The organism is Halorubrum lacusprofundi ATCC 49239 (genome assembly GCF_000022205.1).
Lineage (GTDB): Archaea > Halobacteriota > Halobacteria > Halobacteriales > Haloferacaceae > Halorubrum > Halorubrum lacusprofundi.
Genome location: NC_012029.1, coordinates 1,626,266 through 1,652,234, shown reverse-complemented (window position 1 = coordinate 1,652,234; position 25,969 = coordinate 1,626,266). Strand labels below are relative to the sequence as shown.

The following is a 25,969-nucleotide window of genomic DNA, read 5'->3' as shown; positions in this document are numbered from 1 at the left end:
AAGCGTCGCACATGACGTGAAGAGTTATGGGGGTCGCGCCGACGTGATTGGTAGTGATCCCCTCGTCTCCCTTTTCTACCGCGACTGCCGCCACGCTCGTTCTTGTCGCCTGTCTGATCGTGGCCGCCGTCGCACCCGGTGCGGTCGCTGGCGGTTTGGTTACGAGCAGCACTGAGGCGGTTGATTCCGGCAGAACCGATCCCGCCGCGGTCGGTTCCGTTTCGACGGCCGACGGCGATGTGATCGCCTCCGACCTGCGCTCGGCGAACGGCACCGTCAAGCTCGTGGTGCGGTTCGCGGGCGGCACTCGGATCGGAACCGATGACGGCGAAGTGGGGTATTCGAAGGGGTCGTCGACGCTCTCGACGAACGACCTCAAAACGAACGCCGCGAGCGCGCAGGCCGACTTCGAATCGTTCGCTGAGGGACGGTCCGCGGTCACGGTCGAACGAAGCTTCTGGCTCGCGAACGCGATGCTCGTCACGGTCGACACCGACCGCGTCCCGCTGGATCGGCTCGTTGATGTGCCGGGCGTCGAGGGCGTCCACGAGAACTTCGAAGTCGAACTCGACTCGGCAACAACGACGACTCCCGGCGACGGTGGTTCGCAGGCGATCGGGACCTCCGGTCTACCGCCCGCGCCTACTCCCGAGGACGTCTCGACCGCTTCGACCGACACCGACGCCACCTACGGCGTCGAGATGGTGCGCGCGCCGGAGGTCTGGGAGACGTTCGGGACCCGCGGGAAGGGCGCGACCGTCGCCGTGATCGACACGGGAATTGACCCGGACCATCCTGACCTAACGGTGAGCGGGTGGGCGGAGTACGACGCGGACGGGAATCTGGTGAGCGACGACGTGTCCGATGCGTCGGACGGAGACGGGCACGGAACTCACGTCGCCGGAACCGTCGCGGGCGGAAACGCGAGTGGGACCGCAATCGGCGTCGCACCGAACGCGTCGCTCCACGGGATCAAGGTGTTCGACGACGACGGGACCAACGCGACGTTCGTCCGCGTCGTCGCGGGAATGGAACACGCGACGCAGGATCCGGACGTCGACGTGCTTCAGATGAGCCTCGGTGCGGACGGGCACTTACCATACTTCATCGAACCGGTTCGGAACACTCGCAGTGCCGGGAAGATCGCGGTCGTTTCGGCCGGGAACATCGGTCAAGGAACGTCGAGTTCTCCCGGGAACGTCTACGACTCGCTCGCGGTCGGAGCGGTCAACGACAGCCGCGGCGTCGCCGACTTCTCCAGCGGAGAGACGATCAACACGTCAAGCGCGTGGGGAAGTGATGCCCCCGCGGACTGGCCCGACGAGTACGTGGTTCCGGACGTGTCGGCGCCAGGCGTGAGCGTATACTCGGCGGAACCGGGCGGTACCTACATCCGAAAGGACGGCACCTCCATGGCCGCACCGCACGTCAGCGGCGTCGCGGCGTTGATGCTGTCGGCGTCGTCGGGCGATGTTTCTGACGACAAGCTCTACGACACGCTCCGTAATACCGCGAACCACCCGTCGAACGCGGCCGATCCCGACGACCGCTACGGGGCCGGAATTGTGGACGGATTCGAAGCCGTCTCTTCGGTCACGAGCGACGAGTTCACGGTGACTGAGTTTGATGGCCCCAAAGAAACGGACCCCGGTGCGACGGTTGAAGCCTCCGCAACGGTCACCAACACTGGTGGCGGACCGGGAACCGGAACTGTCGAGTACCAATTTAACGGAACCGTCGGTAACGACACAACCGTCTCTCTCGATCCCGGCGAAGCGACGACCGTCTCGTTCACCTACGTCGTCCCCCATGAGACCGATCCGGACGAATACTCGCACGGCGTCTACACTGAGGATTCGAGTCAAGCGTCGACAATTACTGTCCGTGAACCTCCCTCGTACACGGTTACGGATCTCACCACGCCCGAAACCGTCGAACGCGGTGGACCGCTTACCACCACGGTGAACGTGACGAACGACGGCGAGGTGGCCGGCGATAACCGCACCGTCGAACTCCGCCTCGTCGACCCCGGGAATGCGAGCAACGCCAGCGCCCTCGGCGCGGAGAACGTCTCGCTCGGCCCCGGAAACACGACGACGGTTTCGCTCAGCGGAACCGTGCCGAGCGGGTTCGGGACCGGCGAGACGACCGTGACGGTCGTCTCCCCCGAGGACGACGCCTCGGCGTCGATCCGGATCGCGGAGGCCGTCGGGACGATCAGCGGTACCGTCACCGACGCGGAGACGAACGCGTCCCTCGCCGAGATCGACGTGGTTGTGAAGAACGGTACAGAAGTGGTAGGAACGACGATAACGGGATCTGAGGGCACCTACGCGATCGACGTTCCGGCTACGGATCTCACCGTCATCGCGAGCAACGCGACGTACGCCCCGGCGGATCAGACGGTGGCCCTGGCCGGGTCGGGGGACACCGCGACCGCGAACATCTCGCTCGCGCTCCGGAACGGCACGCTGAGCGGCGTCGTTGGCGCGAGTGACGGACTCGATCTCCCGTCGAACGCGACCGTGACGGTCACGGACGAGACGGGCGGAGCGGTCGCGGCCGTCGACGCGGCCAGCGACGGGACCTATTCCGTCGATCTCCGTCCCGGCACCTACAACGCCACCGCGGACGCGCCGGACTTCGATACCCAGACGGTAGCCGACATCGCGGTTTCGCCGAACGCGACGGCAAGCGAGAGCTTCGCACTAATCCCACAGCGAGGGTCTCTCTCCGGGATGGTGACGAACGCGACCGACAGCGAGGCGATCCCGGACGCGACGATCACGGTAGACGGGGAACGGACGGCCACGACCGACGCGAACGGAACCTACGCGCTCGACGCTCTCGAACGCGGCGAGCGGGAGATAACTGTCTCCGCGGACGGATACGCACAGAAGAGTCAGACGCTCACGTTCACCGCGAACGACACTCGAGAGCTGAACGTCTCGCTGTCTCCTCGTGGCGCGTTCGTTATCACCCAACTCTCGGGAGATGACGAAATCGAACAGGGATCGAGCGGCGGCTTCGGGCTCACAGTGCGAAACGACGGGCGCGTTACCGACGACGCGTCCGTGGACGTCACGCTGAATCGGAGCGGCTCCGTGAGTCCCAATCCCGTGGTGATCGGCGACGTTGCGGTCGGCGATACCGAGTCGGAATCGGTCTCTGTGTCGCTCGGATCGAGTGCAGCGACCGGGACATACGCCGTAACCGCCACGACTCCCGACAGCGAAAAGACACTCACGTTCGTTGCAGTCAGCAGCGATGACGCCGAATCCGACGGCGGCGGCACAGCAGGCGGTGGCGGCGGCACAGCAGGCGCCGGTCCCGCGCCACCGCCGAGCACGGAGGACCCTGACGAGCCCGAAAACGCGACCGACGATCCAACGAACGAGACCGACGACCCGACGAACGCGACCGACGACCCGACGAACGCGACCGACGACCCGACAGACGGCGAAGACGATCCGGTCGACGGTGAGTTAGCGGACGGCGATGATGAGAACAACGCGGAAGACGACGGGATCGATACCGAATCTGGCGTGGCGACCGACGGGGAGTCCGGAGGCGACGACACCAGCGACGAAGACGAGTCGGCCGACGGAACGCCCGGCTTCGGTCCCGCGATCGGCGTCCTCGCGATTTTCGGGGCGGCGTTCCTCGTCGGGCGGCGCGGGGGACGCGGCGGTCGCGAGTAATAGTCGAACATCGAGCCGCGTCGAGAGGGCGAGAACGGAGGCGAAACGCGCGCAAAAGCGGAGACGGAAGCGGAAACCGCCGCGGCGAGACGCCCAGAGTCGGTCGAAGGCAACGATGCGAGCGCCCGTCGCGTCAGACGGGCTACCGGCTTACAGCTCGCCGAGCTTGCGGAGGAGCTGGCCGCGGTACTCCTCGTCGGCGTTGACGCCCTTGATTTCGAGAACGTTGCGCTCCAGCTTGTCGAGCGCGACGTGGAAGGCGTGTTCGGCGCCGTATCCCTCGCCGGAGCCGCCGACCTGTCCCTCGTTGGTGCGGAGGCGGATCTGACACTGGATCAGGGGGGTGCCGCGGAGTTTCTCCTTGTGGGCGTGGAGCCGGACGTGCGCGTGGATGACGTGCATATCCGCGTACTTGCTCGCGACCTGCTCGATGGATTCGACGATGTGCTCACGAGAGGTCGTGTCCAGCAGGGCGACGTTGGTGATCTGTACGTCCATCGAGTCCTGCTCGGTGAACGTGAGCGCGCGCAACACGTCGGTTTTCGTCACCATGCCCGCGATGGTGTCAGCTCCCTTCGGCGTGACCACCAGCCCGGAGACGTTGTTGTCGAACATGCGTTCGACGACGGCCTCCGCGGTCTCGTCGGCGGTCGCGGTGACGACGGGGCTCGACATGATGTCGTAAACGGGGATATCGAGCATCCGGTCGATGTCGCCAGCGCGGTCGCCGCTGCCCTGTCGCTCCTGATCGCGAACGACGAACTCGACGATGTCGTTGGTGGTGACGACGCCGACGAGGTGGCCGTCCTCGTCGAGGGCGGGGAGCCGGGAGATCCCGTTCTCGCGAAGGCGGTTGATCGCGCTCCCGACGGTGTCCTTCTCGTTGATTCCGATCACGTCCTCGGTTGCGATCTGGCCGACGGTGATCGCGTCGAGGCTGTCGAGGACGGCCTCGAGGATCTGGTCGACGGTGACGATCCCGTAGAGCTTCTCGCCCTCGTAGACCGGTGCGATCTTCACGTCGCCCTCGACGAGCAGCCGGGCGGTCTCACGGAGGTCCTCGTGGCGGTCGACCGACGGGGCCGATTTCATCACGGCCGACACCTTGGTGTCGTCCTCCATCCGGGAGCGCATGAGCTGTTTTTCTCCCACTACGCCCGCGTACTCGCCGTCCTCGGTGACGATGATCCCCTTCGGGTTCTCGCGCTCGAAGATGGACCGGACCTTAGCGAGTCGCTCACTGACGTCGACCTCGACGTACTCCGGCACCGCAATATCAACAATGTTCATGGTCCAATCTGTAGGTTGGACGCGCCGGGTATTGAAAGTGCGGGGGCGGTGGCGGTCGCTGGGACTCCGCCAGCCGGTGAAAGGCTTTTGCCGGTTACCGACGGAGAGGAGGGCGTGTACGACGCCGTCGTCCTCGATAAGGACGGAGTCCTCGTCGGTCGGACTCCGTTCGACACCCTCAGGGAGGCCGCCTGGGACGCCTTCGTGAGCCTCGGCATCGAGGACCCGGATCTGGCCCACGTCGACGACATCGCCATCGGCGTCGACCCCGCTACTCTGACGGATATCTGCGAGCGCTACGGGCTCGACCCGGTCGAGTTCTGGCGGGTTCGCGACGAGACCGCCGCGGCCGCGCAGGTCGACGCGGCTCGGAAGGGGCGGAAGACCCCCTACGACGATGTCGACGCGCTCCGCCATCTCGACGCCTCGCTCGGGGTCGTCTCCTCGAACCAGCAGGCAACCGTCGACGCGGTCCTCGACCACTTCGGGCTCTCCGGGCGGTTCGAGGTCGCATACGGCCGTGAGCCCTCCATCGCCAGCCTCTCGCGGAAGAAGCCGTCGCCGTACTACATCGAGCGCGCCCTCGAAGACCTCGGCGCCGAGACCGCGATTTTCGTCGGCGACAACGAGTCGGACGTGCTCGCCGCCGACAACGCCGGGATCGACTCCGCGTTCGTCCGGCGTCCGCACCGACGCTCGACCGAGCTCTCCTGTCAGCCCACCTATGAGATCGACGACCTCCACGACCTCGTGAGCATCTGCGGGCGGACGCCGGTCGACACCGACGAGAAAATCTGAACCGGGCAGAGGCGCTCGATCGTCGAGCCGATCGGTTTTTGCGTCGGTCGGTCCGAAAGGCCGGCATGCACCTTCCGTCCGTCGGCCTCGGAACGATGGGAATCGACGACCCGGAGCCGGTCGCGACCGCACTCTCGCTCGGCTACCGCCACCTCGACACCGCCCGGATCTACGGCAACGAGGCGGTCGTCGGTGACGGGCTCGCCGAGGGGCTTGCCGCGAGCGACGTGGACCGGGACGAGGTCACGGTCGCCACGAAGCTGTGGGTCGACGACCTCGGCGCCGCCGACGTGGGTCCGACCGCCCGCGAGAGCGCCGACCTGCTCGGCGTGGAGACGCTCGATCTCCTGTACGTCCACCGCCCACGGGGAGCGTACGACCCGGTGGAGACCCTCCCCGCGCTCGACCGGCTCGTCGACGAGGAGGTCGTGCGCGAGGTCGGCGTCTCCAACTTCGAGGTCGACCAGCTCGACCGCGCGATCGACACCCTCGACGCGCCGCTCGCGGCCCACCAGACGGAGCTACACCCCCTGTTCTACCGGCCGGAACTTCTGGAGCACGCCCGCGAGCACGGGTACACGGTCGTCGCCTACTCGCCGTTGGCGGGCGGTCGAGTGAGCGAGATCGACGCCGTGGTCGAGGTCGCAGAGGCCCACGACGCGACGCCCGAGGCGGTCGCGATCGCGTGGGCGACCGCGAAAGAACCGGTCGTGACGATCCCGAAGGCGTCGAGCGAGGGTCACCTCCGCGCGAACTTGGCGGCCGCCGAGATCGAGTTAACGCCCGAGGAGGTCGCCGCCATCGACGCCGTCGAACGCGAGGAGGAGCTGTTTCCGGAGTAGCGGACCGTTCTGTCCCGGATCGCCGCCGACGAGACCGTAAATCGATCCACACTCTCGCACATCTCGACCATATTTAAGTCGGATCTAGGCACGATCCCGCGTCGTTTTTATATCCACTCTCCGTCGGTTTCGATATGACCGAGACCAGCGACGGGGACGCCGACGGGACGCGGATCATCGACGGCGAGGCGGTCGCCGCCGACGTGCGCGACGACGTGGCCGCACATGTCGAGACGCTTGAAGAGGAGGGCGTGACGCCGGGGCTCGCCACCGTGCTGATGAGCGACGATCCCGCGAGCGAGACGTACGTCTCGATGAAACAGCGCGACTGCGAGGAGGTGGGCATCGAGAGCGTTCACGTCGAGATCGACGCCGACGCGCCGGCCGAGGAGCTGTACGAGACCATCGACGACCTCAACGAGCGCGAGGACGTGCACGGGATTTTAGTCCAACTGCCGGTTCCCGACCACGTCGACAAGCGGCGCGTGCTCCGGCAGATCGCCCCCGTGAAGGACGTGGACGGTTTCCACCCGGAGAACGTCGGGCGGCTCGTCGCCGGCGACGCCCGGTTTAAACCCTGCACGCCCCACGGCGTCCAGAAGCTGCTGGCGGCGTACGACGTGGAGACCGAGGGCGCCGACGCGGTCGTCGTCGGCCGGTCGGATATCGTCGGGAAGCCGATGGCGAACCTCCTGATCCAGAAGGGGCCGATCGGCAACGCGACCACGACCGTCTGCCACTCGCGGACGAGGGACTTGGAAGGGAAGCTGGCGACCGCAGACATCGTGATCGCCGCGGTCGGCGTCCCGGAGTTCATCGACGGCTCGATGCTCAAGGAGGGCGCGACCGTGATAGACGTGGGGATTAACCGGGTCGACGCGGACACCGAGAAGGGGTACGCGCTCGTCGGCGACGTGGAGTACGAGTCGGCGAAGGAGGCCGCTGGCGCGATCACGCCCGTCCCCGGCGGCGTCGGCCCGATGACGCGCGCGATGCTCCTGTACAACACGGTGAAGGCGGCCGGGCTGCAGTCAGACGTTGCGCTCGACCTCGACTGAGCCGAGGCTATCGCCGACGCGACGAATCGACGATCCGACCGCGGCTCGACCCTTTTAAGCCTTTCCGGGGCGAGCGACCCACCATGAGCGACGACCGGATCGTCATCCTTGCCCACGAGAAGTTCCCCGACCGCGCGAAGACTGCCCTCGGTGTGATGCGCTACGGCGACCAAGACGTTCGCGCCGTGCTCGACCGCGACCGCGCCGGCGACCGGGTTCACGACCACGTCCCCGACGTGGCGGACGCGCCGATCGTCGAGTCGTTCGCGGACGCGTACGCGGCCGCCGACGGCGACGTGGACGCCTTATATATCGGGATCGCGCCGATCGGCGGCGGCTTCGACGAGTCGTGGCGGTCCGACGTGGAGGCCGCGATCGAGGCCGGCTGCGACGTGGTGAGCGGGCTCCACTACTTCTTAAACGGGGACGAGGAGCTCGTCGCGCTGGCCGATGAACACGGCGTCGACCTCGTCGACGTGCGCGAGCCCGACGACGATCTCACGGTCGCGACGGGCGCCTCCGGCGACGTGGACGCCGACGTGGTGCTCACTGTCGGCACCGACTGCTCGGTCGGGAAGATGACCGCCTCGCTGGAGATCGTCGCAGCCGCCCGCGAGCGCGGGATCGACGCCGCGTTCGTCCCGACCGGCCAGACCGGGATCATGATCGCCGGGTGGGGGAACCCGATCGACCGCGTCGTCTCCGACTTCACCGCCGGCGCGGTTGAGGACATGCTCGTCGAGGTCGGCGACGACCACGACCTCCTCGTCGTCGAGGGGCAGGGCAGCATCATCCACCCCGCCTACTCGGCGGTCACCTGCGGCATCCTCCACGGCTCGATGGCTGACGGGCTGGTGCTCTGTCACGCCGCGGGCCGCGAGGCCGTCCACGGCTACGAGTCGTTCTCGCTCCCGCCGCTGGCCGACTACGTCGACCTCTACGAGGGGCTCGCGGCGCCCGTCAACGAGGCGAGTATCGTCGCCGGCGCGCTCAACACCAAAGACGTCGACGACGACGCGGCCGCCGCGGAGGCAGTCACCGACTTCGGCGACGAGGCCGGCGTCCCAGCCGCCGACCCGGTCCGGGACGGCGCCGGCCGGATCGTGGACGGGATCGTCGAGGCGGGGCTCGGTGAGGGGACCGCGGCCGCCGATGGAGGGGTCGCCGACGAATGACCCTCGAAACGGAGTTCGAGCGGGTCTCGCTTCCCTTGGAGAACCCGTTCACGATCTTCAGGGGCACCCAGACGGACGCCGAGAACGTGATCGTGAAGATCGCGGACGAGGCCGGAATGACCGGCGTCGGCGGCGCGGCTCCCTCGGCTCACTACGGCGAGACCGCGGACACCGTCGAGGCCGTGCTCCCGGATCTGCTCGACGCCGTCGAGCGCGTCGGCGACCCCCACGCGCTCCACGAGATCGAGGCCGAACTGGCGGCCGTCGTCAACGGCAACCCCGCCGCCCGCGCCGCCGTCTCGATCGCGGTCCACGACCTCGCCGCGAAGCGGCTCGGCGTCCCCCTCCACCGTCTCTGGGGGCTCGACCCCACGGCCGCGCCCGCGACCTCCTACACGATCGGACTCGACGAGACGGAGCGCGTCCGTGAGAAGGCCGAGGCCGCGGTCGATGCCGGCTACCCGATCCTCAAGATCAAGCTCGGGACCGACCGAGACCGCGAGCTGATCGACGCGGTCCGCGAGGCCGCGCCCGACGCCCGGCTCCGGGTCGACGCGAACGAGGCGTGGACGCCCCGCGAGGCGGTCCGGAAGTGCGAGTGGCTCGCCGATCGCGACGTGGAATTCGTCGAGCAACCGGTGCCCGCCGAGGACCCGGAGGGGCTCCGGTTCGTCTACGAGCGGTCGGCGCTCCCCGTCGCCGCCGACGAGTCCTGCGTGACGCTCTCCGACATCCCCGCGATCGCCGACCGGTGTGACATCGCGAACCTGAAGCTGATGAAGACCGGCGGCCTGCTGGAGGCGAAACGGATGATCGCCGCCGCGCGCGCTCACGGGCTGGAAGTGATGTGCGGCTGCATGATCGAGTCGAACGCCTCGATCGCTGCGGCCGCGCAGCTCGCGCCCCTACTCGACTACGCCGACCTCGACGGGTCGCTGCTGCTCGCCGAGGACCAGTACGACGGGATCGAAATGGGAGGCGGCGAGATCCGGCTCGGGGACCAGGAGCGGGCGGGGACCGGCGCCCGCCCGAGCGCGGAGCAGTAGCGCGTCAGTTCCGCTGTTCGTCGGCGTCGACCTCGGACTCCTCTAACTCCACGTCGACCTCCTCGTCGGCGTCGTCGTCCCCATCGAGGTCGGCCTCGAGATCGTCACTGTCGATCTCCGACTCGATGTCCGCCAGTTCGGTGTCGATCTCCTCGTCGGTGCTTTCCCCGGCGTCGTCGCTCGCGGGCTCGCCCTTGCCGAGTTCGCCTTTCAGCGTCTCCAGCTCGGCGTCGACCTCGCTGTTCGTCGAGAGGCTATCCAGCTCCCGGTCGATGCTGTCCTTGTCCGAGAGCGCGTCCTCGAAGGCGCCGGAGTCCTCCAGCTCGTCCATCGCCTCAGCGCGCGCCTCCATATCCTCGGTGCGTTCCTCGGCGCGCTCGATGGAGCGGCTCACGTCCTCCATCTCGTCGCCGACGCCGGTCATCGCCTCCGAGACGCGCGAGGACGCCTCCGCGGCCTGGTAGCGGGCCTTCATGCTCTCCTTCTTCGTGCGGAACTCCTCGATGCGGTTCTGGAGCTTGTTCTTCTTCTCGACGAGCTGCTCTTGCGTGTCGTTTAACTTCGCGATCTGTCCTTCGAGCTCCTCGATCTGCGTCATCTTCGATTTCTTCTTCTCGAGGGCCTTCCGCGCGAGGTCGTCGCGGTCCTGCTGGACCGCCTCGCGGGCCTGTCGGTTGTGCTTCTCGACGTTCTCGTCGAGCTTGCGCTTTTGAATCTCCAGTCGCTTCTTCTGGGTCGTGAGATCGGCGATCCCCTGCTTGACGTCCTGGAGCTCGTCGCGCATCTGTTCGTACGAGTAGTCGAGTGACTCCGTCGGGTCCTCGGTCCGATTGAGGAGAGCGTTCAGCTTCGAGCGGATGACGTAGGAGGCGCGCGAGAGGATTCCCATACCCGCCATACACGCTCCACCCGTTAAAACCTCATGTGGTTCGACGGGCGCGACGACGGGCGAAACGGTCGCCTGCGCGGGTGAGGCCAGTTCGAACCGGACGCATCGAACTCGACGATCCGACGCGCTGCCCGCTCAAATAGAATTTCCCGAATATTTATTCGGGTTGTTGTAATACGTTCGTCCATGGACATCGGTGTGCTAACCGTCCCCTTAGGCGGCGAATCGATCGACGACGCGGTCGCGTACCTCGACGATATCGGCGTCGACGCCGTCGAACTCGGCGTCGGCGGGTGGCCCAGCGAGGACCACGTCGACCGCGAGGCGATACTCGACGACGACGCGGCGCAGGCGGAGCTTCGGGAGCTACTCGACGAACACGGCCTCCGGATCTCCGCGCTCGCGACCCACAACAACCCCCTCCACCCCGACGAGGAGCGCGCCGCGGCGGCCGACCGAGAGCTCCGCGAGGCGATCGAGCTTGCCGACCAGCTGGACGTGGGCACGGTCACCTGTTTCTCCGGCCTTCCTGCCGGCGCGCCGGGCGACTCGACGCCGAACTGGATCACGGCGCCGTGGCCGAGCGAACACGCCGACGCCCACGAGTATCAATGGGACGAGGTCGCGATCCCGTACTGGACGGATCTGGCGAAACACGCAGACCACCACGGGGTGGATGTCGCCATCGAGATGCACCCGAACATGCTCGTGTACGAGCCGACCGGCATGCTCGCGCTCCGGGAGGCCACGAACGAGCGGATCGGCGCCAACTTCGACCCCTCGCACCTCTACTGGCAGGGGATCGACGTGATCGAGGCGATCCGATTTTTGGGCGACCACGACGCGATCCACCACTTCCACGCGAAGGACACCAAGGTGTACGACGCGAACGCGCGCGTGAAGGGCGTACTCGACACGACGAGCTACACCGACGAGAGCGATCGCTCGTGGCTGTTCCGTTCGATCGGTTACGGCCACGACGAGAGCCACTGGAAGGACGTCGTCTCGACGCTCCGGATGGTCGGGTACGAGGGCGCGCTGTCGATCGAACACGAGGACTCGCTGACCTCCTCGCGGGAGGGGTTAGAGAAGGCGGTCGACGTGCTCGACCGCGCCGTCTTCGAGACGCAACCGGGCGACGCCTACTGGGCGGAGTAAGCGGAGGATAAACCAATGACACAGCAACCACTACGAATCGGCGTACTGGGGTACCGCTTCATGGGCAAGGCGCACGCGAACGCGCTCGCGCGACTCCCGATGTTCTTCCCAGACGCGCCCGACATCGAGCGGCACACCCTCGTCGGGCGCGACGAGGAGGCGCTCGCGGACGCCGCGGAGCGGTTCGGATTCTCGCACACCGCGACCGACTGGGAGGACTCGCTCGACGAGGTGGACGTGTTCTACAACCTCGGCCCGAACCACGTTCACGCGGAGCCGTCGATCGCGGCCCTCGAAGCGGGCGTTCCGGTTCTCTGTGAGAAGCCCCTCGCGCCGACCCTCGACGAGGCCGCGGCGATGCGCGACGCCGCGGCCGACGCCGACGTGCCCGCCGGCACCGCGTTCAACTATCGGTTCATCCCCGCGATCCGGTACGCGAAGGGGCTGATCGAAGACGGCGAACTCGGCGAGATCCGACAAGTTCGTGGGCGGTACCTCCAAGACTGGCTGGTCGACCCCGAGGCGCCGTGGGCGTGGCGGATGGACGCCGACACGGCGGGCTCCGGCGCGCTCGGCGACCTCGGCGCGCACACGCTCGACCTCGCGGACTTCCTCGTCGGCGACGAGGTCGGCGAGATCGATCGCGTCTCGGGCCACCTCCAGACGTTCGTCGACGAGCGGCCCGTCTACGACGAGGCTGGCGACGTCGAGGAGTATCGCGACGTGACCGTCGACGACGCCTACACCGCGCAGGTCGCCTACGAGTCGGGCGCGATGGGGAGCTTCGAGGCGACCCGATTCGCGGAGGGCCACAAGAACGACCACGCGATCGAAATCCACGGCTCGAAGGGGAGCTTGAAGTTCTCCTTGGAGCGGCTCAACGAGCTGGAGGTGCTCCGGGAGGACGACCGCGGGTACCAGACAGTGCTCGTCACCGACGAGACCGACCCGTACGTCGACCACTGGTGGCCGCCGGGTCACGTCATCGGCTGGGAGCACACGTTCGTCCACGAGAACTACGAGTTCCTCTCGGCGGTCGCCGAGGGCGGCGAGTTCGAGCCGTCGTTCGAACAGGGGTACAAGGTGCAAAAACTCCTCGACGCGGTCGAACGCGCCGACGAGCGCGGGGAGTGGGTGTCGGTGGAGTAGCGCCTGCCGAGCGGTTTCAAACGCCGGTCGCGCCAAGTGGGTCCCGGCCGGAGCTACCCTCAATCGCCGAGTCTTCGCCGTTGTACGTACCGAGCGTCTCGTACGTGTCGAACGCGACGGGTTCCCAGACGACCTCGAGATTCTCGTTCCCGGTGGCGTTGGGTACGGTCACCCGATCGCCCGGCTGCACGACGCCGTCGCCGGGCCACGCGCCGAACTGCACCGCCTCGTCCGGGTCCTCGCCGCGGACGTACAGCTCTTCGGCCGGAACTGGTTCGGGACCGGCCGCGACGACCACGAGGTCTGTCCCCTCCGTCTCGACCTCGAACTCCGCGTCCGGGGGCGCAACGCCGTCGATCAGCCCGAAGACCGCGGCGCCGACGAGCGCTAACAGCACCACGACGATGCCGACGAGCATCCCCGAGCCGGCTATCGGGGTGAACCCCCGTTCGTCGTTCCGGAACGCGCACATTCGCGTTCCCCTCCGCGAGGGGCGGTATAAGGCTTTACGCGCCGTCTATCAGACGAGATAACGGCGGGCTACTCCGGGTGTGTTCCGGGGGACGACACGAACCGGAACCCCGTTATCCCACCCGTCCGAAGGGCGCTCGTGACATCGTGGATCGCGGATCCAGAAGGCGGGCGAGCGCGCGGGCCCCGTGCGCTCGCTCGGGCGTGGATCGAGGCGCTCGTCCGGCCGCGTCGCCTTTTCGCGAACGGCGTGGCGCCCGGCGATCAGGCCCCGGCGCTGACGTTCGCCGTCGCCGTCGCCGCCGCCTACGCGCTCGGCTGGATCGTCTCGGAGCCGGGGGTCGTCCCCGAAATCGTCGTGTCCGTTCCCGTCTCTGCGGCGATTCTGTTCCTCCTCGTGGTCGTGTTGGTCGCGCCGGTGGGGCTCCACCTGACCGCGGCGGTCGCGACACTGTCGGTGATCCTCGCCAGCGTCGAGTTCGATGACGGGATCGCGCTGCGCGACCGGGGCGGCGTGAGCGAGACGGTGCAGGTGGTCGCGTACGCCAGTTCACCGATGGCGCTGGCGGGACCGCCGATCCCTGAACTGCGGGTCGTCTGCGGCGCCTACGCAGCGGTACTACTGCTGATCGGCTTCCGTATCGTCCACGGAACGACTCTGCTTCGTACGCTCGTCGCCGGGGTTCCGCCCGCTCTTCTCGGGTACGGCGTCGGCTACCGCGTCTTCGCCGCGGTTCGGACCCTGATCGGGTGACGCTGTGGGCGGTCACGGGAGGCGCCCGCCGGGGCACCCGTAGTCGGCCGTTTGCTCCCGCGAGGCTTTCGACAACCGTTTTAAGCCCGAGACTCTCGGTGTACTCAAATGGGATCCTGTATCATTTGTGGCGTCGACATCGACGGTGGCGGTCGCATCTGCGATCCACACCAAGAGGACGTTGTGTTCGACTTCCGAGGCGACTCCCCGAAGCAGCTCGTTCCGAACCGATTCTACCGCGGCGTCGTCGACGGCTACGCCGAATTCGGCGTGTTCATCGACCTCTCGCCGGGAGTGACCGGGCTCCTCCACCGGTCGGAGCTCGACCGACGGCTCGATAGCCTCGGCTGGGAGCCGGGCGACGAGGTGTTCGTGCAGGTGAAAGGCGTTCGTGACAACGGGAACATCGACCTCGCGTGGTCGATCCGGCAGGCCGACCGCGAGTTCCGCGGCGTGCTCGTGCAGGACGGCGACACCGAGCACCTTCCTGAGGAGGGCGGCGAGGAGTCAGACGCGGAAGCCGACGCGGAGCCGGACGAACTCGACGTGGCCGACGATGAAACAGCGGACGCGAGCGACGACGAATCAGCCGATGTCGATGAGGCTGCCGAGCCCGACGAGGGCGACGGGGACGTCTCCGCTGAGGCTGACGAGGTCGCTAAGGCTGACGAAGCTGACGACGAAGGCGGCGCTGACGAAACCGACGAGGGCGACGAATCCGACGCTGACGAGGGTGAGAACGAATCCGGCGCTGACGAATCCGCCGAGGACGACGACCTCGACGACGAGCGCGAGCGCGTCGAGATCGGTACCCTCACCGACGCCGTCGGCGATGCGGCGCGGATTGACGGCGAAGTTGTCAGCGTTCGACAGACCGGCGGCCCGACCGTCTTCGAGGTTCTCGACGAGACGGGTGTCGTCGACGTGGCCGCGTTCGTCGAGCCAGGTGTCCGCGCGTACCCGGACATCGAGATCGGCGACGCGGTGCGGATCGACGGTGAGGTCGAGAGCCACCGGGGCGACGTGCAGGTCGAGTCCGAGGCGCTCGTCCTCTTGGAGGGCGAGGAGGCCGAGACCGTCCGCCGTCGACTCGCCGAGGCGCTCACCGCCGAGGCCCGTCCGGAGGGGCTCCAGCCGCTCGCGGGCGACGAGACGGTCGCAGAGCTCGCAGACGGGCTGCTCGACGCCGCGGAGGCGATCCGCCGCGCGGTTCTCGAATCGCGGCCGATCGTCGTGCGCCACCCGGCCACCGCCGACGGCTACGTCGCCGGTGCCGCGGTCGAGCGCGCCGTTCTTCCGCTGATCCGCGAGGAACACGCGAAAAGCGACGCGGAGTACCACTACTTCACCCGCCGGCCGCTCGACGACCCGGTGTACGGGATGGACGCGGCGACGAACGACGCGACCCGCATGCTGCAGGACCGCGACCGTCACGACGAGCAGCTCCCGCTGTTCCTGCTCGTCGGCACCGGCTCCACAACTGAGTCTGCAGACGGGATCGACCTGCTGTCCGTCTACGGCGTCAACGCGGTCGTCGTCGACGCCGAGGTCGCCGATCCCGAGACGCGCGAGGCCGTCGACACGCTCGTCTCGCCCGAGATCGACGGGGTCGACGCCGACCTCTCGACGGGCGCGCTCGTCGCCTCGCTGGCCTCCGCGGTCAACGACGAAGTTCGAACGGACCTCCGGCACCTGCCCGCGGTGAGCTACTGGGCGGAGACCCCCGACCGCTACGTCGAACTCGCCCGCGATGCGGGCTATGACGCCGAGCGCGTCGCGGAGCTCCGCGAGGCGGTCGCCTTAGAGGCGTACTATCAGTCGTATCAGGACAAACGCGAACTCGTCGCTGATCTCCTCTTCGAGGACAGCGGCAACCTCGCGGCCCACGTCTCCGAGCAGTTCCGCGAGAAGCTGGAGACGGAAATCAAAACCGCGACCGAGAACGTCGTCACCGAGGCGGTCGACGGCGTCGAGTTCGCCGTTCTCGACACCGACGGCTACACCCATCGCTACGACTTCCCGCCGACGCCGCTCCTGCTCGACGACCTCCACCGCCGGAACGCGAACGGCGAGGCGTACGCGACGGTCGGAATCGGTATGGACGAGCTATACCTCCGGACGACCGCAGACGTGTCCGTCCGCGACGTGGCCGAGCGCACCGCCGAGCTGGCGCCCGGCGCCGACGTCACCACCGCTGGCCTCCGCGAGGGGAAAATCGAGTTCCTCTCCGGCGAGCGTGACGCGGTCGAGGACGCGATCGTCGCGGCCGTCGCCGAGGCGTTCTGAGAGCGGTCCAAAAGCCCGGCCGACCCGGTGTCACCGTCGGGTGAACGGTCCCGGCGGGAGAATGAGATCGTCGAGTTCGGCGAGCTGCTTGACGTTAAAGACGACCTTCAGCTCGTCGCTCACCGGATAGCCGTTACAGGAGAGCCGGAACCCGCGCTCCGCCAGCTCCTCGGGCATGATGTGGTCGGCCGGTTGCGACAGCTCCCCTTCCACGAGGAAGACGGCGCAGTTCGCGCACGCACCGCCACGACAGGAGAACGGCCAGCCGAAGCCGCTCCGCTCGGCCGCCTCTAGCAGGCTCTCGTCGGGGTGGACGAGCAGACGACCGTGGGCCGCGGGGTCGAGGTCGGCGTGCGACGCCTTCCGAAATAGGTCGTCGTCGTCGAGCGACCACCCGTAGTCGTCGATCGCCTCGTAGTCGAGAAACTCGACACGGACCGGCTGCACCGCGTCGACCTCGCCAGCCTCGTCGGTCAGATCGATGTCGGCGGGATCGGTCTCGTCGTCGGCGTCGCCGTTTCGGTCCCGCTCGCCGAGTTCGCGATAGGCGCGCCTGACGAGCTGGAACTCTTCGACGGTCCCGCCCTGGTCCGGGTGGGCCTCTTTCACCCGCTCGCGGTAGGCCCGCTCGACGTCGGCCTCGTCCGCGTCGTCGTCTAATCCGAGCACGTCGAACGGGGAAACCATTCGATGTCTGTCGTAATCGGCCGAGACAGATAAACACCACACTACGGTCCCACATCACCGGTATCGGGGCGGACGGAGTCCGCCGTGGGACGAGGAACATCGACGGTGCATCGACGGCGAGGACCGTGCCAAAGTTCGGACGATACGCGCCGTGTCTTGACGGGTCCATCGAAATCTCAACAGAGACCGACGTACTTGAACAATCGTCTGACGCGAACGAGATGGTACGCCGGTCATACTTCAATGAAATATAATATTTATCCTGATGTGTGAGAGTAGGCATCGAGGCTTGCAAAATAAGACGATAATAACAATTAGTCCACATTTCAATAATGGATATCATGGGATTCACAGACCCACTCATGCTTCAGATCGACGTTCCAGGCGAACCGAGGTATCTACAAGAGAGCATAGCGGATATCATCGCCTTCCTGCCCCGACTCATCGGCGCAGTAGTCATCCTGCTCGTCGGATGGATCATCGGTCGCCTCGTCGCGGGAGCCGTCCGACGCATTGTTGACCGGACCGAAGTGGATCGGCTCGTGATGAACACGCCGCTTGGCGGGGCTCTCGGTGGGAGCGAAAGGGCGATATCACGGAGTCTCGGTCGCGCCGCGGGGTACTTCGTGTACGCGCTGGCGATACTCACGGCGGCGGACGCGCTCGACGTCGAACTCCTGTCGGAGTGGATCGCAGCCGCCGTGTCGTACCTTCCGGCGTTCATCGCCGGCGTGCTCATCATCGTTATCGGCTTCGTTCTCGCGGACTTCGTTGCCGATATCGCCGCACACACGGAGACGGTCACGGAGACTAGCTACACCGACGTGTTCGCCGATGGGTTGCGCGTCTTCCTCTACTTCGTTGTAACCGTCATCGGACTGGGTACGATGGGTGTCGATGTTCAGATCCTCAATACGTTTGCACAGGCCGCGGCGTGGGGGCTGGCCGCCGGTATTGCTCTCGCCATCGGTATCGCATTCGGTCTCGGCGGCCGAGACTACGTCGCCACCAATATCGGTGACTGGCTCCCCGGAAGAGCGCCTGATCCGGAATCGACCCCGATGGGCCAGCCCGACGGCGGCGAGGAATCGACCGACTGACCCGCGAGCCGTCTCAACCGTTTAATACACCGGGAGGCGATCGGACGGGTAATGGGAAACGCGGACTTGCGCGACCTCGCAGCGATTCGCGACATCTCCTTTGCGGAGATCGAGGGAAGCGTCGTCGCCGTCGACGCGCACAACTGGCTGTACCGGTACCTCACGACGACGGTGAAGTGGACGGCTGACGAGACGTACACCACCACCGACGGCGTCGAGGTTGCCAACCTGATTGGGATCGTCCAGGGGCTCCCGAAGTTCTTCGAACATGACCTCATTCCCGTGATGGTGTTCGACGGGGCGGTGACCGAGCTAAAAGCCGACGAGGTCGCCGACCGCCGCGAGAAGCGCGAACAGGCGGAAGAGCGCCGGGTGGCCGCCAAGGAGCGCGGCGATGCGGTCGAGGCCGCGCGACTGGAGGCCCGCACGCAGCGGCTCACCGACACGATTCAGGAGACGACTCGGGAGCTGCTCCGGCTGCTCGACGTGCCGATCGTCGAGGCGCCGGCCGAAGGCGAGGCGCAGTGCGCGCACATGGCGGCGACCGGAACCGTCGACCACGCCGGCAGCGAGGACTACGACACGCTGCTTTTCGGTGCGCCGACGACGCTCCGCCAGCTCACGAGCAAGGGCGATCCGGAGCTGATGGATCTGGCGGCGACGCTCGACGACCTCGGCTTCGACCGACAGGGGCTCGTCGACGCCGCGATGCTCTGTGGCACCGACTTCAACGAGGGCGTCCGCGGGATCGGGCCGAAGACGGCGGTAAAAGCGGTGCGAGAGCACGGCGACCTGTGGGGCGTCCTCGACGCGCGGGGCGTCGAGATCCCGAACGCCGAGGCGATCCGCGAGCTGTTCATGGACCCGCCAGCGACGGACGTGGACGTGGACACGGCGGTGAACCCCGACGTGGACGCCGCCCGCGAGTACGTCGTCGACGAGTGGGGCGTCGCCGCCGACGAGGTCGAACGCGGGTTCGAACGCATCGCGGAGTCGCAGGTTCAGACCGGGCTCGACCGGTGGACGTGAGACGGCCGGAAGACCGCCGCGAACATACCTTTTATTTCCTCGTCGTCAGAAGGGTGACGTACACGTGTCGTGGACCGCGCTTCGACCTCGGATCCCGCCCGTAACCAGCCGACGGGTCGGATCCGACACCGGCGGCGTGAAGCGCTCGCACGCCGGAGAGCGAACAGACCGCGACGACCCTGACCAATGAGCTTCGAAGTTCCCGACGACAGACGGTACCTGGAATCGCACGAGTGGGTGACGACCGGCGGCGACACCGTTCGGATCGGCGTCTCTGACTTCGCGCAAGACGAGCTCGGCGACGTGGTGTTCGTCGAACTGCCCGAGGCCGGCGACGAGATCACCGCCGGCGAGGCGTTCGGCGTCGTCGAGTCGATCAAGGCCGTTTCGGACCTGTACGCACCGGTGTCCGGCGAGGTCGTCGCCGTCAACGAGGAGCTGTTCGATCGCCCGGAGCTCGTCAACGAGGATCCGTACGGGGACGGGTGGCTGCTCGAAGTCGAGCCCGTCGAGGGCGGCGACGCCGAGGGGCTGCTCGACGCCGACGAGTACGACGACCAGATCGCTTGACTACCCCCGAATTGGCGGGAGGCCGAAACTCCCGACAGCGACCCCGGACGGATCTCCACAGCAGACACACGACCATGACCACGTCACCTTTCGACCCCACGTCACCGTTCGATCAACGACCCGTGAACGAACGCGAGAACGACCACGAACAGGGCGGAACACACCGATGAGCGGGACTAGCGGCACGCCGTACGCGCCCCATACCGATGCCGAGACATCGGCGATGCTCTCGGCGATCGGTGTCGACGACGAGGAGGCGCTGTTCGACATCCCGAACGCCGTCGCGTTCGACGGTGATTTCGGGATCGAGTCGCGCTCGGAGCGCGAGATCCGCGCGGAGTGTTCGCAAATATTCGCGCGCAACGACGACATCGTCGAGTTCCTCGGGCGGGGCCACTACGGCCACTACGTGCCGAGCGTCGTCGACCACCTCGCGGACCGCGCCGAGTTCCTCACGAGCTACACCCAGTACCAGCCGGAGATCTCACAGGGATTCTTGCAGGCGCTGTTCGAGTACCAGTCGATGCTCGTGGAGCTCACCGGGCTCCCGATCGCGAACTGCTCGATGTACGACGCCGCCACTGCGCTCGGTGAGGCGGCAACACTGGCCGATCGCGTCCGCTCAACGTCCGGCGACGCGGTCCTCGTCCCCGAACACCTCCGCGAGGGGAAGCGCGCGGTGCTCGAAAACTACTGTGCGGGTGCTGACCTGACCGTCGAGTCGTACCCGATGGCCGACGGGAACGCCGATGTCGACGCGCTCGCCGACCGCGCCGGCGACGACGTGGTCATGGTGTACGCCGAGAACCCCACCGTTCGCGGTTGTATTGAGGAGCGACTGGCCACGATCGGTGGCCTCGCGGCCGACGCCGACGCGCTGTTCACGCTCGGGTCGGACCCGGTTTCGCTGTCGGTGCTCCAAGAGCCGGCGAGCGTCGGCGCCGACGTGGTCGTCGGTGAGGCGGGCGCGCTCGGGCTCCCGACCGCCTACGGGATGGGGCTCGGAATCTTCGCCTGCAGCGACGAGTTCCTCCGGCAGGTGCCGGGGCGGCTCGTCGGCGCCGGCGAGGACGCCGCGGGCGACCGCGCGTTCACGCTCACGCTCCAGACGCGTGAACAGCACATCCGGAAGGAGCGTGCGACCTCGAACATCTGCACGAATCAGGCGTGGGTCGCGCTCCGCGCCGCGATCCACGCGGCGACGCTCGGCCCCGACGGGCTCGTCGACCTCGCGAACGACTGCGTGGGGGAGGCGGCCGCGCTCGCCGACCGGATCGACGATCTCAGCGGCGCGGCCGCACCGGTCCACGACCGCCACCACGTCCGGGAGTTCGCCGTGCGCGTCGACCAGCCCGCGGCAGCTATCGCGGGAGACTTAGAGACCGAGGGGTTCGCGGTCCACGCGATCGACGAACACCTGCTGCAGGTGTGTGTCACCGACCTGAACGCGGATCGAACCGACGGTCTCGTCGCCGCTTTCGAGGAGGTGATCTGAGTGATCCACGATCAGGCTGACTACGCGCGCTCGGACGAGGACGTTCACGAGCCGCTGCTCTCGGAGAAGGATGAGACGACCGTCGACGTACGTGAGTCGTCGCCGCTTCCCGACGAGCTGACGCGCGAGGAACTCACCCTGCCGGCCCCCTCCGAGCCGGAGATCGCCCGTCACTACACCCGGCTCTCGCAGATGACCTGGGCGATCGACTCGGGACCGTACCCGCTCGGGAGCTGTACGATGAAGTACAACCCGAAGTTCACCGAGGACGTGGCTGTCGACCCGAACGCGGCGATCCACCCGGACCGCTCGGCGCGGGCCGCGCAGGGGAACCTCGAACTGCAGTACCGGCTCCAGGAGTACCTCGGCGAGATCGGCGGGATGGACGCCGTCACGCTCCAGCCGCCCGCGGGCGCCGCCGGCGAGTTCACCGGTATCGCGGTCGCGAAGGCGTACCACGAGCACCACGGCAACGACCGGTCCGAGGTCGTGATCCCCGCCTCCGCGCACGGGACGAACTTCGCGACCGCCGCGTTGGCGGGCTACGACGTGGTCGAACTCCCATCCGGCGACGACGGGCGAGTCGACGTCGAGGCGCTTGAGGCGGCCGTCGGCGACGACACCGCCGCGCTCATGCTGACCAACCCGAACACGGTCGGGCTCTTCGAGCGCGACATCGCGGAGATCGCCGACATCGTGCACGACGCGGGCGGACTCCTCTACTACGACGGCGCGAACCTCAACGCCCTGCTCGGCCGCGGTCGCCCCGGCGACATGGGGTTCGACGTGATGCACTACAACGTCCACAAGACGTTCGCGACCCCGCACGGCGGCGGCGGTCCGGGCGCTGGCCCGGTCGGCGTCGTCGACGAGCTGGCCGAGTTCCTCCCCTCCCCGCGAGTCCGGGAGGCGGACGAAGGGAGCGGCTACGAGCCGTTCGAGCCGGACAACACGATCGGGAAGGTTCACGGATTCACGGGCAACTGGCTCGTCCTGATAAAGACGTACGCGTACATCGCTCGCCTCGGCGACGAGGGGCTCGCGGACGCGGCCGCGAAGGCGGTACTCAACGCGAACTACCTCGCCGAGCGGATCGACCTCGACGTGCCGTACGGCCCCTTCCACCACGAGTTCGCGGCGACCGCCGGCGACCGCGACGCCGCCGACGTCGCCAAGCGCATGCTCGACTTCGGCGTCCATCCGCCGACGACGAAGTGGCCGGAGATGGTGCCGGAAGCGATGTTGACCGAGCCGACCGAGATCGAGGGGCAGTCGTCGCTCGACGACCTCGCGGAGGCGTTTAACCTCGCGTACGCTGACTCGGACGAGGCGCTCGGTGCGGCCCCGAACCGCACGGCTGCGAGCCGGATCGATCAGGTGAGCGCCGCGCGAGACCCGCGGCTCTCGTGGCAGGCGCTGGACGGGGAGTAGCTGGTTCGCTTCTCGCCGACTTCGTTTTGTCCGAAACAGCGGATCGCTGAAGACTGTCTCTTGATCGATAACGGAAGTTCGTGAATCGGTGCGGAGAGTCGATTATTTATAAGTGATCGTCGCTGTCGCTACGGATATTTGAGCCAGAAACACGCACGCCTTTTTAAGTGCCAAGCGCCGTCACGGTTCTGTGGTGGCCATCCCGGTCGGGCTCCCGCTCTGACTCGTCACCGATCCCTTTCCCGACGCTTGTCTCGCTGTCCTCGTCGTCGAACTCGCCCGCCACGAACCGTCGCAACACCCGGCCCTCTGCCCGGTGGAGCGTCTCGCTGCACGTCGACTTCGCGAGGCCGCGCGCCTTGGCGAGGTCCGTGAGCGTACACTCTCGCGGAGTGTCGTAGTACCCGGCGGCGACGGCGGCGAGAACGAGGTCGCGCTGGGCGTCGGTGAGGATCGGCTCCTCGTCGGCGTCGCTCGCCTCGATCCCCACAGTGACGCCCTCGGCCGTGAGCCGTCGCCCGAAGGCGGTGAGCCGGGAGCGGTCATCGACGATGTCGAGCGTCGCGCGCCCGTCCGTCACCGCAACCGGATCCTCGATCGGTATCCCGACCTCTCGCGCGGCCGCGACGTGCGGCGGCGGCGCGGGTGCGACGACTCGGACCCTCGTCGCGGGACCGGTCCGATCGACGATGTCGATCCGATCCACGCGGTCGTGGGCGCGCAGCGCCTCCACCGTCTCCGCGCGGTCGGTGCCGGTGACGGTAAGCGCGGTCACGTCTCCCTCGACGGCGGCGACGGTCTCGGTCGTGCGGAGGGTCGCGTCGGGTCGAGCCCGAGACACGTCACCGAGCCACGAGCCGCTCGGGAAGTCGAGCCGCAACGTTAGTCGGGTCATACGTGGAGAGAGGACCCGCCGGACCCTCTCGTTGCCCCTTCATTCGTTTCGGGTTTATAAAGGACCGCGGCGGTCGATCGATGTTCGCGGTCGGTGGAGTAGCCAGTCGCCAGAACCGGAACTCGATCCCGGGATCCGATCCCAAAGCCGGAATCGGGTCCCGGTACCGATGGACCGAAGTTGGGGGCGTGTGATCGAGACTCATGGAAACGACAGACGCGTTCACAGGGCTCTCGTGTGTCGGCTGCGGCGGGACGTTCGATCCGGAGACCGCGACGCATCAGTGTCCCGACTGCGGCGGGATCCTCGACCCGGCGTACGACCTCGATCGAGTCGACCTCTCACCCGAGGACCTCGCGGAACGCCCGTTCGAGTCGATGTGGCGGTACGGGGAGCTGCTGCCGTTCGCGCCGGAGGCGGCGGTGTCGCTCGGTGAGGGCGCGACACCGCTCGTCGAGTGTCCGGCGCTCGCGGACGCGATGGGTGTGGGACGGGTCCTCCTAAAAGACGAGGGCGCGAACCCGACGGGAACGTTCAAAGACCGAGGGCAGTCGCTCGCGATGACGGCCGCGCGCCAGCACGGCGCCGCCGACATCGCGCTGAACAGCGCCGGCAACGCGGGACAGGCAGCGGCCGCGTACGCGGCCCGTGCGGATCTGGACGCGCACGTGTACCTCCCGTCGCGGGCGGGGTTCACCCAAAAGGCGATGACCGAGGTCCACGGCGCCGATCTCACCGTGACGGATCCGATCGACGGCAACTCGCAGATCGGCGACGCCGGGCGGGCGTACGCCGACGCGATGGACGCACACCCCGACTGGTACTCGGCAAAGACGTTCGTGACGCCGTACCGCCACGAGGGAAAGAAGACGATGGCGTTAGAGCTGCTCGAACAGCTCGACTGGGAGGCGCCCGACGGCGTCGTCTACCCCACCGGCGGGGGCGTCGGCCTCGTGGGGATGCACAAGGCCGCCCACGAGGTTCGGGAGTTGGGATGGACCGACGAACTCGTCCCGATGTACGCCGCGCAGGCGGCGGGCTGTGCACCCGTCGTCGACGCATACGAGGCGGGAGCCGACCGCCACGAGCCGGTTCCCGACGACGAGGTCGACACGGCCTGCAACGGGATCGCGATCCCGGACCCGGGAGCGAGCCCGCTCATCCTCGACGCGATCCGGGAGTCTGAGGGTGGCGCGGTGGCGACGACCGACCGCGAGATCCTCGACGCCGCGATCGAAGTCGCTCGGGCGGAGGGGCTGGAGGTCGGCGCGACCTGCGCGGCCTGCGTCTCGGGGGCGTTCGCGCTGGCGGAGTCGGGGGAGTTCGGTCCCGACGACACGGTCGTCCTCTTGAACACCGGCGCGGGAAACAAAGACGTCGACGCGCTTCGGGCGCACCTCGGCGAGCGGGAGGTTGAGGCCGAGGCGACGAACGACGGCGGCGCTCCGTGAGGATTCGGTCGGCCGGCTACAGCTCCCAGTAGTCGACGGTGTCGTCGATCTGATAGTATCCCGACAGCGATCGCTCCTCGCGACCGCCCGGCGGCGATCCGACGAACACGCCGAACGTCTCCGAGTCGGGATACACCGTCACGTCCGGCTCGGTCATCGTCGACATCGCGAGGTATCTGACCGAATCGTCACCCTCGTTGACGACGCGGTGGGCGCCGGACTCGTCCGCCGGGAACGCGACGTAGTCTCCGGCTTCGATCCGGACCGTCTCTCCGTCGTGTCGCAGGGTAGCGCTTCCTGACAGCACGTATATCGCCTCCTCGTTGGCGGTGTGATAGTGGTACGGCCACGATTTCGCGCCGGCCGGAAGCTCGTAGAGGCTGCACCCGATGCGGTCGCCGTCGGCGGCCTCCGCGAGTTGCTTTCGGCGAAACCGGGTCTCCCCGCGCTCCGTGTCAGTCCAGTCGAGGTCGCTCTCGGTAACACGTATCATCGTTACTTCCCGAACGAGTCGAGAGGGTGCTGCCTGAACGCCACAAAATAGTCACTTTCTGTATAATTTGACGGTCAGTCTCGGCTGCTCCCACGAAGTAGATCGAGGAAGTTCCAATTCACCGCTTTGGACAGACGATGTTACCCGGATTTCGACGGTATCTGCCGAAAGCTGTCGCTCACCGCCAACTGACAGGCCGTG

General features: G+C 67.3%; 22 protein-coding genes. 16 read left to right on the top strand and 6 right to left on the bottom strand.

Annotation, left to right across the window (positions count from 1 at the left end; genetic code table 11):
- Positions 1-53: 53 nt before the first annotated feature.
- Positions 54-3,701, top strand: coding sequence for a S8 family serine peptidase (locus tag HLAC_RS08085; protein WP_015910352.1), 3,648 nt, complete (start codon positions 54-56; stop codon positions 3,699-3,701).
- Positions 3,702-3,851: 150 nt separating this feature from the next.
- Here the strand turns inward: HLAC_RS08085 and HLAC_RS08080 are convergent, their stop codons facing one another.
- Positions 3,852-4,991 (bottom strand): CBS domain-containing protein, encoded by a 1,140-nt coding sequence (locus HLAC_RS08080; RefSeq protein WP_015910351.1) that lies wholly within the window; start codon positions 4,989-4,991, stop codon positions 3,852-3,854.
- A 114-nt stretch (positions 4,992-5,105) separates the two neighbouring features.
- Between HLAC_RS08080 and HLAC_RS08075 the strand changes: the two genes are divergently transcribed.
- From HLAC_RS08075 to HLAC_RS08055, 5 genes are all read left to right on the top strand, one after another.
- Positions 5,106-5,789, top strand: a complete 684-nt coding sequence (locus tag HLAC_RS08075; RefSeq protein ID WP_015910350.1) for an HAD family hydrolase — start codon at positions 5,106-5,108, stop codon at positions 5,787-5,789.
- 65 nt (positions 5,790-5,854) lie between these two features.
- On the top strand, positions 5,855-6,631 hold the full coding sequence (locus HLAC_RS08070) for an aldo/keto reductase (protein WP_015910349.1): 777 nt from the start codon (positions 5,855-5,857) through the stop codon (positions 6,629-6,631).
- Between the two features lie 134 nt (positions 6,632-6,765).
- A complete protein-coding gene (locus tag HLAC_RS08065; protein WP_015910348.1) occupies positions 6,766-7,689 on the top strand; it encodes a bifunctional methylenetetrahydrofolate dehydrogenase/methenyltetrahydrofolate cyclohydrolase in 924 nt (307 codons plus the stop codon).
- Positions 7,690-7,772: 83 nt separating this feature from the next.
- Complete coding sequence (locus HLAC_RS08060; protein WP_015910347.1) at positions 7,773-8,864, top strand: N-acetyltransferase DgcN family protein; 1,092 nt, start codon at positions 7,773-7,775, stop codon at positions 8,862-8,864.
- Positions 8,861-9,910 carry a dipeptide epimerase gene (locus HLAC_RS08055; RefSeq protein WP_015910346.1) on the top strand — a complete coding sequence of 350 codons (1,050 nt, stop codon included), beginning with the start codon at positions 8,861-8,863 and terminating at the stop codon, positions 9,908-9,910. The genes HLAC_RS08060 and HLAC_RS08055 overlap by 4 nt, the downstream gene beginning before the upstream one ends.
- Positions 9,911-9,914: 4 nt before the next feature.
- On the opposite strand, the gene HLAC_RS08050 is transcribed toward HLAC_RS08055, so the two are convergent.
- Positions 9,915-10,799: a PspA/IM30 family protein gene (locus tag HLAC_RS08050; RefSeq protein ID WP_049933413.1), complete on the bottom strand. Its 885-nt coding sequence runs from the start codon at positions 10,797-10,799 to the stop codon at positions 9,915-9,917.
- A 186-nt stretch (positions 10,800-10,985) separates the two neighbouring features.
- On the opposite strand from HLAC_RS08050, the gene HLAC_RS08045 reads away from it, so the two are divergent.
- Positions 10,986-11,957: a sugar phosphate isomerase/epimerase family protein gene (locus HLAC_RS08045; protein WP_015910344.1), complete on the top strand. Its 972-nt coding sequence runs from the start codon at positions 10,986-10,988 to the stop codon at positions 11,955-11,957.
- Between the two features lie 15 nt (positions 11,958-11,972).
- The gene (locus HLAC_RS08040; protein WP_015910343.1) at positions 11,973-13,106 is read left to right on the top strand and encodes a Gfo/Idh/MocA family protein; all 1,134 of its coding nucleotides are present in this window, start codon (positions 11,973-11,975) and stop codon (positions 13,104-13,106) included.
- Positions 13,107-13,122: 16 nt separating this feature from the next.
- Here HLAC_RS08040 and HLAC_RS08035 read toward each other — a convergent pair whose 3' ends face one another.
- Complete coding sequence (locus HLAC_RS08035; RefSeq protein ID WP_015910342.1) at positions 13,123-13,578, bottom strand: type IV pilin domain-containing protein; 456 nt, start codon at positions 13,576-13,578, stop codon at positions 13,123-13,125.
- 138 nt (positions 13,579-13,716) lie between these two features.
- Between HLAC_RS08035 and HLAC_RS08030 the strand changes: the two genes are divergently transcribed.
- Both HLAC_RS08030 and HLAC_RS08025 read left to right on the top strand, forming a co-directional pair.
- Complete coding sequence (locus HLAC_RS08030; RefSeq protein WP_015910341.1) at positions 13,717-14,331, top strand: YIP1 family protein; 615 nt, start codon at positions 13,717-13,719, stop codon at positions 14,329-14,331.
- 108 nt (positions 14,332-14,439) lie between these two features.
- Complete coding sequence (locus HLAC_RS08025) at positions 14,440-16,617, top strand: DHH family phosphoesterase (RefSeq protein ID WP_015910340.1); 2,178 nt, start codon at positions 14,440-14,442, stop codon at positions 16,615-16,617.
- Between the two features lie 30 nt (positions 16,618-16,647).
- Here HLAC_RS08025 and fer read toward each other — a convergent pair whose 3' ends face one another.
- Positions 16,648-17,304, bottom strand: coding sequence for a ferredoxin Fer (fer, locus tag HLAC_RS08020; protein WP_015910339.1), 657 nt, complete (start codon positions 17,302-17,304; stop codon positions 16,648-16,650).
- Positions 17,305-17,645: 341 nt separating this feature from the next.
- Between fer and HLAC_RS08015 the strand changes: the two genes are divergently transcribed.
- From HLAC_RS08015 to gcvPB, 5 genes are all read left to right on the top strand, one after another.
- Positions 17,646-18,404, top strand: coding sequence for a mechanosensitive ion channel family protein (locus tag HLAC_RS08015; protein ID WP_049933704.1), 759 nt, complete (start codon positions 17,646-17,648; stop codon positions 18,402-18,404).
- 51 nt (positions 18,405-18,455) lie between these two features.
- Positions 18,456-19,433 carry a flap endonuclease-1 gene (gene fen / locus HLAC_RS08010; RefSeq protein WP_015910337.1) on the top strand — a complete coding sequence of 326 codons (978 nt, stop codon included), beginning with the start codon at positions 18,456-18,458 and terminating at the stop codon, positions 19,431-19,433.
- Between the two features lie 186 nt (positions 19,434-19,619).
- Entirely contained in the window at positions 19,620-20,003 is a 384-nt protein-coding gene (gene gcvH, locus HLAC_RS08005; RefSeq protein WP_015910336.1) for a glycine cleavage system protein GcvH, read from the top strand.
- Between the two features lie 166 nt (positions 20,004-20,169).
- A complete protein-coding gene (gcvPA, locus tag HLAC_RS08000; protein ID WP_015910335.1) occupies positions 20,170-21,498 on the top strand; it encodes an aminomethyl-transferring glycine dehydrogenase subunit GcvPA in 1,329 nt (442 codons plus the stop codon).
- Positions 21,499-22,929, top strand: coding sequence for an aminomethyl-transferring glycine dehydrogenase subunit GcvPB (gene gcvPB / locus HLAC_RS07995; protein WP_015910334.1), 1,431 nt, complete (start codon positions 21,499-21,501; stop codon positions 22,927-22,929).
- A gap of 163 nt (positions 22,930-23,092) precedes the next feature.
- Here the strand turns inward: gcvPB and HLAC_RS07990 are convergent, their stop codons facing one another.
- Positions 23,093-23,824 (bottom strand): helix-turn-helix domain-containing protein, encoded by a 732-nt coding sequence (locus tag HLAC_RS07990; protein ID WP_015910333.1) that lies wholly within the window; start codon positions 23,822-23,824, stop codon positions 23,093-23,095.
- A 203-nt stretch (positions 23,825-24,027) separates the two neighbouring features.
- Here HLAC_RS07990 and HLAC_RS07985 point away from each other — a divergent pair, with 203 nt between their 5' ends.
- Positions 24,028-25,275: a threonine synthase gene (locus tag HLAC_RS07985; protein WP_015910332.1), complete on the top strand. Its 1,248-nt coding sequence runs from the start codon at positions 24,028-24,030 to the stop codon at positions 25,273-25,275.
- A 16-nt stretch (positions 25,276-25,291) separates the two neighbouring features.
- Here HLAC_RS07985 and HLAC_RS07980 read toward each other — a convergent pair whose 3' ends face one another.
- Positions 25,292-25,768, bottom strand: coding sequence for a cupin domain-containing protein (locus tag HLAC_RS07980; protein ID WP_015910331.1), 477 nt, complete (start codon positions 25,766-25,768; stop codon positions 25,292-25,294).
- Positions 25,769-25,969: the final 201 nt, after the last annotated feature.

Excerpts from the sequence above, each read along its gene's own strand:
- HLAC_RS08080 (WP_015910351.1), bottom strand. The coding sequence starts at position 4,991 with ATGAACATTGTTGATATTGCGGTGCCGGAGTACGTCGAGGTCGACGTC.
- gcvPA (WP_015910335.1), top strand. The coding sequence starts at position 20,170 with ATGAGCGGGACTAGCGGCACGCCGTACGCGCCCCATACCGATGCCGAG.
- HLAC_RS08035 (WP_015910342.1), bottom strand. The coding sequence starts at position 13,578 with ATGTGCGCGTTCCGGAACGACGAACGGGGGTTCACCCCGATAGCCGGC.
- HLAC_RS08015 (WP_049933704.1), top strand. The coding sequence starts at position 17,646 with ATGGGATTCACAGACCCACTCATGCTTCAGATCGACGTTCCAGGCGAA.
- fer (WP_015910339.1), bottom strand. The coding sequence starts at position 17,304 with ATGGTTTCCCCGTTCGACGTGCTCGGATTAGACGACGACGCGGACGAG.
- HLAC_RS08040 (WP_015910343.1), top strand. The coding sequence starts at position 11,973 with ATGACACAGCAACCACTACGAATCGGCGTACTGGGGTACCGCTTCATG.
- HLAC_RS08070 (WP_015910349.1), top strand. The coding sequence starts at position 5,855 with ATGCACCTTCCGTCCGTCGGCCTCGGAACGATGGGAATCGACGACCCG.
- HLAC_RS07980 (WP_015910331.1), bottom strand. The coding sequence starts at position 25,768 with ATGATACGTGTTACCGAGAGCGACCTCGACTGGACTGACACGGAGCGC.
- HLAC_RS07990 (WP_015910333.1), bottom strand. The coding sequence starts at position 23,824 with ATGACCCGACTAACGTTGCGGCTCGACTTCCCGAGCGGCTCGTGGCTC.
- gcvH (WP_015910336.1), top strand. The coding sequence starts at position 19,620 with ATGAGCTTCGAAGTTCCCGACGACAGACGGTACCTGGAATCGCACGAG.
- fen (WP_015910337.1), top strand. The coding sequence starts at position 18,456 with ATGGGAAACGCGGACTTGCGCGACCTCGCAGCGATTCGCGACATCTCC.
- HLAC_RS08045 (WP_015910344.1), top strand. The coding sequence starts at position 10,986 with ATGGACATCGGTGTGCTAACCGTCCCCTTAGGCGGCGAATCGATCGAC.
- HLAC_RS08060 (WP_015910347.1), top strand. The coding sequence starts at position 7,773 with ATGAGCGACGACCGGATCGTCATCCTTGCCCACGAGAAGTTCCCCGAC.
- HLAC_RS08025 (WP_015910340.1), top strand. The coding sequence starts at position 14,440 with ATGGGATCCTGTATCATTTGTGGCGTCGACATCGACGGTGGCGGTCGC.
- HLAC_RS08050 (WP_049933413.1), bottom strand. The coding sequence starts at position 10,799 with ATGGGAATCCTCTCGCGCGCCTCCTACGTCATCCGCTCGAAGCTGAAC.
- HLAC_RS08065 (WP_015910348.1), top strand. The coding sequence starts at position 6,766 with ATGACCGAGACCAGCGACGGGGACGCCGACGGGACGCGGATCATCGAC.
- HLAC_RS07985 (WP_015910332.1), top strand. The coding sequence starts at position 24,028 with ATGGAAACGACAGACGCGTTCACAGGGCTCTCGTGTGTCGGCTGCGGC.
- HLAC_RS08055 (WP_015910346.1), top strand. The coding sequence starts at position 8,861 with ATGACCCTCGAAACGGAGTTCGAGCGGGTCTCGCTTCCCTTGGAGAAC.